Origin of the sequence: Ottowia thiooxydans DSM 14619 (assembly GCF_000422885.1) — a bacterium.
Taxonomy (GTDB): domain Bacteria; phylum Pseudomonadota; class Gammaproteobacteria; order Burkholderiales; family Burkholderiaceae_C; genus Ottowia; species Ottowia thiooxydans.
In genome coordinates, this window is record NZ_AUGX01000026.1 from 72702 (window position 1) to 82094 (window position 9393).

The following is a 9393-nucleotide window of genomic DNA, read 5'->3' on the forward strand; positions in this document are numbered from 1 at the left end:
GTGCAAAGAGCATGCAAAACCTTGCCATGTGTATGCATGACATACGCGTGCAAGAGCATATGCATGTAATGGGACTGGCGGTCATGACGCGAAGGGCAATTTGCCGTACGCGCATGTCAGAAATGGAAAGCGCCTGCCGAGTAGTTCAATTTGTGCGTTCTAGCGTGCATCTTGCCTGCGGCTGGGGTGCTAATTCCACCGATTTTTATTGAGATTCAAACTGAGGACGATTTGTCATGAAACGCACATACCAACCTTCCAAGACACGCCGTGCGCGCACTCACGGTTTTCTGGTTCGCATGAAAACGCGCGGTGGCCGTGCGGTCATCAATGCGCGTCGCGCCAAAGGCCGTAAGCGCCTGGCTGTCTAAGCCTTGCGGCGCGGTTGCGAGCAGGCGCGGCATCGCGGTTCAGTTCCGCGGAAGGAATGAGCACGCATGCTTCTCAAGCATTTGCGCGTCCGACCGCAGTTTCAGGCCCTTTTAGCCGGGCGGGCGATAGCGCACACGTCGCATTTCGCCTTGCACCGGTTGAGCGCTGCCCGTTTGCCCGGGGAGTCGGAAGAGGTGCAAACACTTTTTTTGCCATCCGACGCAGCCTGGGTTGGTGCCATGGTGCCCAAACGCTGGGCGCGTCGCGCCGTCACGCGCAACACCATTCGCCGGCAGATCTACGCCGTGGCTGAAGAGCTCGCACCCCCGCTCACTGCAGGCGCCCACTTGGTGCGCCTGCGCTCGGCTTTTGCTCCGGCTCAGTTTCCCAGTGCCACCTCGGAGGCCCTGAAAAAAGCCGTGCGCGCTGAATTGAACGCGCTCTTTGCAAGAGCGGGTGTCTGATGCGCGGCTTGCTCATTGGCATCGTCAAAGCCTATAGGCTTCTGTTGTCTCCTTGGCTCGGATCGGCTTGCCGCTTCGAGCCTACCTGTTCGGTCTATGCCATCGAAGCGCTTGAGCGCCACGGTTCCGCTGCTGGCAGCTATCTCGTTTTGCGCCGGCTGGCACGTTGTCAGCCTTGGTGTGCGGGTGGTTGTGATCCGGTGCCGGGCGAGCGCCCGCGTTTGTTTACCCGGCTGAGAGCCTGAAAAGTCTTTGCCCAGGAACTCTTCATGAACGATATTCGCCGCACCATCTTGTGGGTGGTCTTTGGTTTTTCTCTGGTCATGCTGTGGGACCAATGGCAGGTACACAACGGCCGTAAAGCCACATTTTTCCCTGGGCCCGCTCCAGCGGTGACGGCTAGCGCGCCTGCCTCTGCGTCTGGCTCAGGCAGCCTGACTCCCCCTGTGTCTGCGGGCTCTTCTGCTGGCGCAGCGGCGGTTCCGGGCATGACAGCCCCTGCACCACAAGCCGCCGCCGTGCCGCGCGAGCGCATCGAGGTGAAGACCGACGTGCTGAAACTCGTCTTCGACACCGAAGGCGGCTCCGTCATCAAGAGCGAATTCCTCAAATATCCAGAGCAAGGCCAACCCGGTCAGCCTCAGGTGTTGCTGGATGACAGCGCAGACCGTGTGTATCTCGCCCAATCAGGCTTGATTGGCGGGCCATTTCCAAACCACAAGACGCCCATGCAGTTCAAGGGTGAGCGCGAGTTGGCCGATGGCGCCAATGAGCTGGTCTTGCGTTTTGAATCTGCCGAAACCGGTGGCGTTCGGATGGTCAAGACCTACACCTTGAAGCGTGGCTCTTACGCACTGAACGTCAAGCACGAGGTGGTCAATTCGAGTGGCGCGGCCGTGTCTCCGCAGTTGTATGTGCAGCTGGTGCGTGACGGCAACAAGCCGCCAGGTGAATCCTCTTTCTATTCCACCTTCACCGGGCCGGCTTTCTATACAGATGCCAAGAAGTACCAGAAGGTGGAGTTCAAGGATATTGAGAACAACAAGGCTGAATTCGTCAAATCCTCGCCAGATGGCTATGTGGCCATGGTGCAGCATTACTTTGCAAGCGCCTGGTTGCTTGGTAATGGCACGGAGCACGAGAATTTTGCCCGCAAGGTAGACACCAACCTTTTCTCGGCCGGCATGATCACGCCAGTTGGAGAATTGGCGCCCGGCGCATCCAAGGCCGTGGAATCTCGCCTGTTCATTGGCCCGCAGGAAGAAAAGGTGTTGGAAGGCCTCTACCCTGGCCTGGAGCTGGTTAAAGACTACGGCTGGCTCACCATCTTGTCCAAGCCACTCTACTGGTTGCTCGACAAGCTGCATGGCGTGATTGGCAACTGGGGCTGGGCCATTGTGGCGCTGGTGGTGTTGCTGAAGATGGCCTTCTATTGGCTCAATGCCAAGGCCTATTCCAGCATGGCCAAGATGAAGGCCATCAATCCCAAGATCATGGAGATGCGCGAACGTCTGAAAGACAAACCGCAGCAGATGCAGCAGGAGATGATGCGCATCTATCGAGAGGAGAAGGTCAATCCCATGGGCGGCTGCTTGCCGATCATGATTCAGATTCCGGTCTTCATTGCGCTGTACTGGGTGTTGCTATCCAGCGTGGAAATGCGTGGTGCGCCGTGGATCTTGTGGATTCAGGATTTGTCTGCCAAGGATCCGTATTTCATCCTTCCGGTGGTCATGACCTTGTCCACGATGCTGCAAACTGCGCTCAACCCGCAGCCACCAGATCCTCTGCAAGCCAAGATGATGTGGTTCATGCCGCTGATTTTCAGCGTGATGTTCTTCTTCTTCCCGGCCGGCCTGGTGCTGTACTGGATTACGAACAACTTGCTGTCGATTGCACAGCAGTGGATCATCAACACCCGCATGGGCGTTCCTCCACAGTTCAACCTGCCTAAATTCAGGTAGTACGTAAAGAGAAAGCCCTGGAGAAAGCCCGCTCAAGCGGGCTTTCTCATTTTTGAGGCTACGCGGGGATGACCTTTGGACAGGTTCTTAGGCTTGCGTCGCGGACAATCACGCACATGCTCAATCCCACTGCTGATCCTATTGTGGCCATTGCCACCGCGCCTGGCCGCGGCGCGGTTGGCATCGTGCGCGTCTCAGGACGCCACATAGGACCACTTGTTCAAGCGATTTGCGAACGCTCGCTGGCGCCGCGCGTGGCGACCTATGGGGCATTTCGGGATGCGCAAGGCAACCCGATCGATCAAGGCCTTGCGCTGCATTTTCCGGCCCCGCATTCCTATACCGGCGAAGATGTGTTGGAACTGCAGGCGCACGGCGGACCGGTGGTGCTTCAATTGCTGTTGCAGCGCTGCTTGCAAGCCGCAGCCGAACAAGATCCCGCCACAGGGGCGCCTCGGCTTGCACGCTTGCGTCTTGCACGACCTGGGGAGTTTACGGAGCGCGCATTTTTGAATGGCAAGCTGGATCTGGCGCAGGCGGAGGCCGTGATGGATCTGATTGATGCCAGCACGGAAAGCGCTGCGCGCTCGGCCAGTCGCTCCTTGGCTGGGGCGTTCTCTCAAGAAATCCATCACCTCACTGACGGGCTGATCAACCTGCGCATGCTGATAGAGGCTACGCTGGATTTCCCGGAAGAGGAGATCGATATCCTCACCACCCATGGCGTTGCCGGAAGACTTGCTGATCTGGAGAAAACGCTCTCAGCCGTGCAGTCGCGAGCGCGCCAGGGCGCTTTGCTGCGTGAGGGGATCAAGGTCGTGATCGCCGGGCAGCCTAATGCGGGTAAGAGCAGTTTGCTCAATTCCCTGGCGGGTGCTGAGCTCGCTATCGTGACGCCCATTGCGGGCACCACGCGCGATGTGGTGCAGCAGACCATTCAGATTGAAGGGGTCCCGCTGCATGTGCTGGACACCGCCGGCCTGCGTGAAAGCAGCGATGAAGTGGAGCGCTTGGGCATTGAGCGAGCATGGGCTCATATTGCGTCGGCGGACGCCGTGTTGTTTCTGCACGACCTGACGCGGGCTGCTACGCCGGAATATGCGGCTGAGGACGCCAAGATCGCTGAGGCCATGAGCGAAAAGCTTCCCGCTTCGGTGCCTGTGATCCACATCTGGAACAAGAGTGATGTCGCGGCAGGGGTGGGCTTGCCGGAAGGCACCATTGCACTCTCGGCGCGCACAGGCGCCGGACTGGAAGAGTTGCGCAAGCGCCTGCTGGAGGTGGTAGGTTGGCAGGCGGGTGCGGGCGAAGGTGTGTTCATCGCGCGCGAGCGCCACTTGCAGGCACTCGCCCGCGCGCAGAGTCACCTGGGGGCAGGTACTGAGCATCTGGAAGGGGCCGCGCCTATGCTTGACTTGCTGGCGGAGGAGCTGCGCTTGGCTCAAAGTGCTTTGGGCGAAATCACAGGGGAGTTCACTGCGGATGACCTGCTTGGGGTGATTTTTTCAAGGTTTTGTATTGGGAAGTGATGGGCTTGCTGGGGCGTTTTGCCTCAGCGAGAGGGAGATGCCAAGCGGGAGCTCGGCGATCCCTGCGGGGCAGGCTTTCGGTAGCTGGCTTGGGGTGAGAGGTATTTCCTGGGGCCACCAAGTTCCTGCTCGGCTTCTCCGCGATTGAGAAGCCGCGGGCAGATCGAAATAATGTGTGAGTCTTTAAGGCCACTACTTTGCGAGTTAAACGTCAAAAATCTAAATTGGAACTTTAGATTTCATCACGTTACTCATACAACGAGCCTCCGCGCCTCTGAGCAGGCACACCCTCGGGGCCGGCGTTGAAAACGCCCGCGATAGCTGCGGCCGTCTCTGAGGTGTTCACCTCGCCACTCGTATCAGATCTCTAGCGGCATCCAAGTCTGCCAACCTTGTGGTGGCTGTGGCGATCAATTCCAACCCAATTTTTGACTTTTGTCTAAGGAAAATCCAATGCTAGGCCGTACCGCCACACAGGAGAAAACCCTTTCCCATACCTCCCGCTCGAGCACTCAGACGGGGGATCGGCCCGTAGCTGCCTTGAGGCAGCAAAGTGCCAGCAGCCAGGCTCTTGTGTCCGGCATCGGTATTGGGACGCTCTTGCAAAATGAAAAAAATGAGTGCACTCAGGGCTTGCAGAACCCCTTGCTGTTCACGCAGGGTGTGGCTCCCGCTCACGGCCCAGTTGAAGGGCGTGGGGCGTTGCCAACGGTCTCAGGAGCCGCACCAAGCGCCGAACAGGTAGCGAGCGCAAGCCAACTCAGCAGTTCTTTCAGCGCGCTCACGGCGGCGATTGACTCTGGCAACGTGGAGGCAGTGCGCCAAGCCATCCCCCTTGTGGCCGGACTCTCCGCCGGAGGTTTAAACGGTGAGAGTTTGCTTACTTTCGCCGCCGAGCACGGACAAGTTGAGATCGTGAAGGTGCTGCGTGAAGCAGGGGTGCATTTTGTGGCGAGCAGTCTCAGGCCCGCTTCGCGTTTGCTGATGATTGCGGCGTTTGACGGGCGGGCGAACGCTGTCGCAGCGTGGATGGCAGCGGGGGCCGATATCCATGCCCTCAACCAGAATGGTGCCTCTGCGCTGACACTTGCTGCAGGCAATGGACATGTGTCGGTGGTGAAAAAGTTGCGGGCTGCGGGCGCGAACATTCTGGACAGCCAGCAACAGGCCGCTCATAACAGGCTGAAGTCTGCCGTTGAATCCGGCGCCTGGAAAGTTGTAGCGGCTTTGGTCGTGGCAGGCCAGCCGCTGCCGCCCGCCTTCTGTCCCCTGAAGATCTCTCAAGTAGTGAACACACGGCTTTTCGCGGGTGCTTTTGGCCTTCCTTTTGTCATTGAAAATCTTGTGAATGCCAGCGCTCAAGCGGTGCAGACCCATTCCCCTGCTGCGGATATTGATCAACTGCAATTGGGCACCGCGCTGATTTACGCGGCCGCGCTTGGGATGCCTGCTTTGGCTAAAGCATTGCGCGCTGGGGGGGCGAGCCTGCCTGCTTTTTGCATGGTCAACGCAGCGCGCGCACTCAGAGATGAGGCACGAACCGGTTGCTCGGAGGGCGTGACGGCATGGTTAGCGGTGGGCGTCGACGTCAACGGAGTCGATGGCAATGGTCTCACAGCACTCATGCATGGGGTTTTCGCCGGAAGCCCGGGCGTGGTCAACGCCTTAATCAATGCTCGCGCGAACTTGAATTTGGCCGACAACAATGGTGATACCGCGCTGAACCACGCGGCCAAGGACGGGCAAGTGGTGGTGTTAAAAATTCTGCTTCATGCAGGAGCGTCACCCGATCTGCGCGACAACTCGGGGCGAAATGCATTGCATTGGACACTTGCCAACGAACATTGGGATTGCGCAGACCAGCTTATCGGATCTGGACAACAAGTCGGGTCTCAGAATTTGAGTGTGGTGGCCATGCGGCTGACGCAAGGTGTATTGCCCGGCACAGTCAATCCTGCGACCTTGTTCCAGGTTGCCGCGCGGTTCGCGTTGGCCTCCAACTGGAATCACTTGTCGGCCAAATTAATGGCCATGGTGCCTAGGCCGAAAGGCGCGGTGGTGGATACTCAGTAATCGCGTCGTGGCCCAGCCCAGAGTCTCGCGTTGGAAATTGGATTCGAAAAGTTAGTGTCCTTCGAAATCCACCAGCGTATGGAGTGGCAACCCTGATTCCTTCAGCCGTTGTGAGCCACCTAGCTCCGGCAGGTCGACGATGGCGGCGCCTTCAATGACGGTGGCGCCCAGTTTTTCGAGCAACCGCTTTCCAGCCATCATGGTGCCACCGGTCGCAATGAGGTCGTCGATCAGCAGGACTCGGTCACCGGGTTTGACGGCATCGGTGTGTAGCTCTACGGTGGCGCTACCGTATTCGAGCTCGTAGGTTTCTTGTACGGTGGTGAATGGCAACTTGCCCTTCTTGCGAACCGGCACGAAGCCTACCTTCAGCTCATACGCCACTACTGCGCCGATGATGAAGCCGCGTGCGTCCAGCCCCGCCACTACGTTAGGGCGAAGCTCGGGACTTTGATACCGATCCACGAAGGCTTTGATCAGCCTGCGAAAAACCTCTGGGTCTTGCAGCAAAGGCGTGATGTCGCGAAACTGCACACCCGGTGCCGGCCAGTCGGGCACGGTGCGGATGTGTTCGCGAAGATAGTTGGAGATGGAAAAGGGCGTGCTCATGGTGTTCATTGTGCCCGCCTTCACGCCGGGAACAAGTTCTAAGAATGCCAATACGTTTCCAGCGAACCTCAGCGTGTCAGCGCGCGTTCTGCGGTGGCCAAGGCTTCTGCCTTGCCGGACAGCAGCAGCGTATCGCCCGGTTCAAGCGCCATGTCTTCGGTGATGGCTGTTAGAGATGTGCCTCCGCGGCGCAAGCTCACCACGCTGACCGCATCAATGCCGGACAACACTTCGTTTAACCGGCGGCCGCTGGTTGCATCGGGTGGCACAGTCACGGTCATCAGGCGCTCTTCCTCCAGCTCGTCTTCGCTGACATCGTCGCTGCCGTGGAAGTAGCCTCGCAACAGGCGGTAGCGAGCATCACGCTGTTCGCGCACGATGCGGATCACGCGGCGCATGGGCACGCCCACCAAAGCCAGGGCGTGGCTGGCCAGCATGAGAGAGCCTTCTATGGCTTCAGGGACGACCTCTGTGGCGCCAGCGGCACGCAGTGTTTCAAGGTCGCGGTCGCTGTAGGTGCGCACAATCACGGGTACCTGGGGCGCGAGATCTCGGATAGTGGCCAGGGCCTTCAATACGCTGTGTTGATCGAGGTAAGTGAGCGCCACCGCGCTCGCGCGTCCCAAGCCGGCGGCGATGAGCGCCTGCGGCCGAGCGGCGTCGCCATAGGCCACGGAATCTCCCGCCGCTGCAGCCTGGCGCACGCGGTCAGGGTCCAGATCAAGTGCCATGTAGGCGATGTTTTCCTGCTCCAGCAGGCGCGCGAGGTTCTGGCCTGATCTGCCGTACCCACAGATAAGTACGTGTCCCGTGGTGTTGATGGATTGGCGCGCAATATTGGTCATTTGCACAGATTGCTGCAGCCATTCACTGCTGACCAGGCGCAGGACAATGCGGTTGCTCGCCATGATGATGAAGGGTGTGGCCAGCATGGAAAGCACCATCGCTGCCAGCACCGGGTTGAACAGCTCTGGCGCCAGCAGGCTCTCCCTGCGGCTAAGCGTGAGCAGCACGAAACCGAACTCGCCTGCCTGAGCCAGGTACAAGCCGGTGCGCAGGGCAACGCCCGCGCTGGCTCCAAGCCACTTCGCAAGACCCGCCACCAGCCCCAACTTGAAGAGCACTGGAAAAATGGTTAGCGCGAGCACCAGTGGCCATTGCAACACGACCAGCCGCCAGTCCAGAAGCATTCCGATGGTGATGAAAAACAGGCCCAGCAGCACATCGTGAAACGGCCTGATTTGAGACTCAACCTGGTATTTGAATTCCGTCTCGGAAATCAGCACGCCGCAAATGAAAGCCCCCAGCGCCAGCGAAAGCCCAGCCTGCTCGGTGAGCCACGCCAGGCCAAGCGTCATTAACAGCAGGTTGAGCATGAAAAGCTCTTCGCTGCGGCGACGCGCTACCAGGGTCAACCACCAACGCATGACGTGCTTTCCTCCCACCAGGAGCAAGGAAATCAGCACCACGGCCTTGAGCCCTGCCAGCGCCAGCGCGCTGAAGAGGCGTTCCGGATCGGAGCCGAGGGCGGGAATCAGCACCAGAAGCGGCACCACGGCCAGATCTTGCAGCAGCAGAATGCCCATCACGCGCTGGCCGTGCTCGGACTCAAGCTCCAGCCGGTCAGACAGCATTTTGACGACGATCGCTGTGCTGCTCATCGCCATGGCGCCGGAGAGCGCAAGCGCCGTTCGCCAATCCATGTGCCAATGGGCAGGAGCCAGATGGGCCAGGAAGATGGAGCCGAAAGTCACCAATGCCATGGTCAGCGCGACCTGGGCCAGCCCGAGCCCGAAGACGTGCTGACGAATGGCGCGCAGTTTTGGCAGGTTGAACTCAAGCCCAATGACGAACATGAGAAACACCACGCCATATTCAGCCAAGTGTTTGACGCTATCCGCGTCCTGGCCAAAAGCCAGGCCCAGGGTGTGAGGCTCCATCAGCACGCCCACCACCAGATAACCCAAAATTGCGGGTAACTTGAGCATGCGGCAGGCCGCCACCCCTAGCACAGCGGCCAGAAGATAGATCAGCGCAAGTTCCAGGGAGCCCATACTTCATACTAAACGAGGAATTGCGCTCTTCGAGCGGTCCTGTTCAAGGCTTTGAACTTATCTTTCCCCAGTGGGGAAGACTAATTATTCGAAGGCCGAGCGCAGCAATGGCCCGAGTGAGGCTCCCCACCCCTTGAGGCCGTGCGGAGGAGCGCAGGGCAAGGGGCGGGCAAGAGCACTGAAAGATGCTCTTGTTTCGTGAACTAGCTTGCGGCAGCTGTCTGAACGTAGTGAGCGAAGCGAAAGAAGAGAGTTCTGCCGCACCGCCCCTTGACCGAGCACCGGAGGGTGCCCGAAGCGCAGCGTAGGGACACGGACTTGGGGTCGC

8 protein-coding genes are annotated in these 9393 nt (G+C 59.2%); 6 read left to right on the forward strand and 2 right to left on the reverse strand.

Annotation, left to right across the window (positions count from 1 at the left end; genetic code table 11):
• The first annotated feature begins 236 nt into the window (after window positions 1–236).
• From rpmH to G518_RS0118985, 6 genes are all read left to right on the forward strand, one after another.
• Window positions 237–371, forward strand: a complete 135-nt coding sequence (gene rpmH, locus G518_RS0118960) for a 50S ribosomal protein L34 (RefSeq protein ID WP_005798102.1) — start codon at window positions 237–239, stop codon at window positions 369–371.
• Between the two features lie 66 nt (window positions 372–437).
• Complete coding sequence (locus G518_RS0118965) at window positions 438–836, forward strand: ribonuclease P protein component (protein WP_028603889.1); 399 nt, start codon at window positions 438–440, stop codon at window positions 834–836.
• Window positions 833–1081 carry a membrane protein insertion efficiency factor YidD gene (gene yidD, locus G518_RS35905; RefSeq protein WP_051237032.1) on the forward strand — a complete coding sequence of 83 codons (249 nt, stop codon included), beginning with the start codon at window positions 833–835 and terminating at the stop codon, window positions 1079–1081. The genes G518_RS0118965 and yidD overlap by 4 nt, the downstream gene beginning before the upstream one ends.
• 24 nt (window positions 1082–1105) lie before the next feature.
• Window positions 1106–2800, forward strand: a complete 1695-nt coding sequence (gene yidC, locus G518_RS0118975; protein WP_028603890.1) for a membrane protein insertase YidC — start codon at window positions 1106–1108, stop codon at window positions 2798–2800.
• A 116-nt stretch (window positions 2801–2916) separates the two neighbouring features.
• Window positions 2917–4329 (forward strand): tRNA uridine-5-carboxymethylaminomethyl(34) synthesis GTPase MnmE, encoded by a 1413-nt coding sequence (gene mnmE / locus G518_RS0118980; protein ID WP_028603891.1) that lies wholly within the window; start codon window positions 2917–2919, stop codon window positions 4327–4329.
• 453 nt (window positions 4330–4782) lie between these two features.
• Complete coding sequence (locus tag G518_RS0118985) at window positions 4783–6402, forward strand: ankyrin repeat domain-containing protein (protein WP_028603892.1); 1620 nt, start codon at window positions 4783–4785, stop codon at window positions 6400–6402.
• Window positions 6403–6453: 51 nt separating this feature from the next.
• Here G518_RS0118985 and G518_RS0118990 read toward each other — a convergent pair whose 3' ends face one another.
• Both G518_RS0118990 and G518_RS0118995 read right to left on the reverse strand, forming a co-directional pair.
• Window positions 6454–7011 (reverse strand): adenine phosphoribosyltransferase, encoded by a 558-nt coding sequence (locus G518_RS0118990; protein WP_028603893.1) that lies wholly within the window; start codon window positions 7009–7011, stop codon window positions 6454–6456.
• Between the two features lie 68 nt (window positions 7012–7079).
• The gene (locus G518_RS0118995) at window positions 7080–9065 is read right to left on the reverse strand and encodes a monovalent cation:proton antiporter family protein (protein WP_028603894.1); all 1986 of its coding nucleotides are present in this window, start codon (window positions 9063–9065) and stop codon (window positions 7080–7082) included.
• Between the last annotated feature and the right edge of the window lie 328 nt (window positions 9066–9393).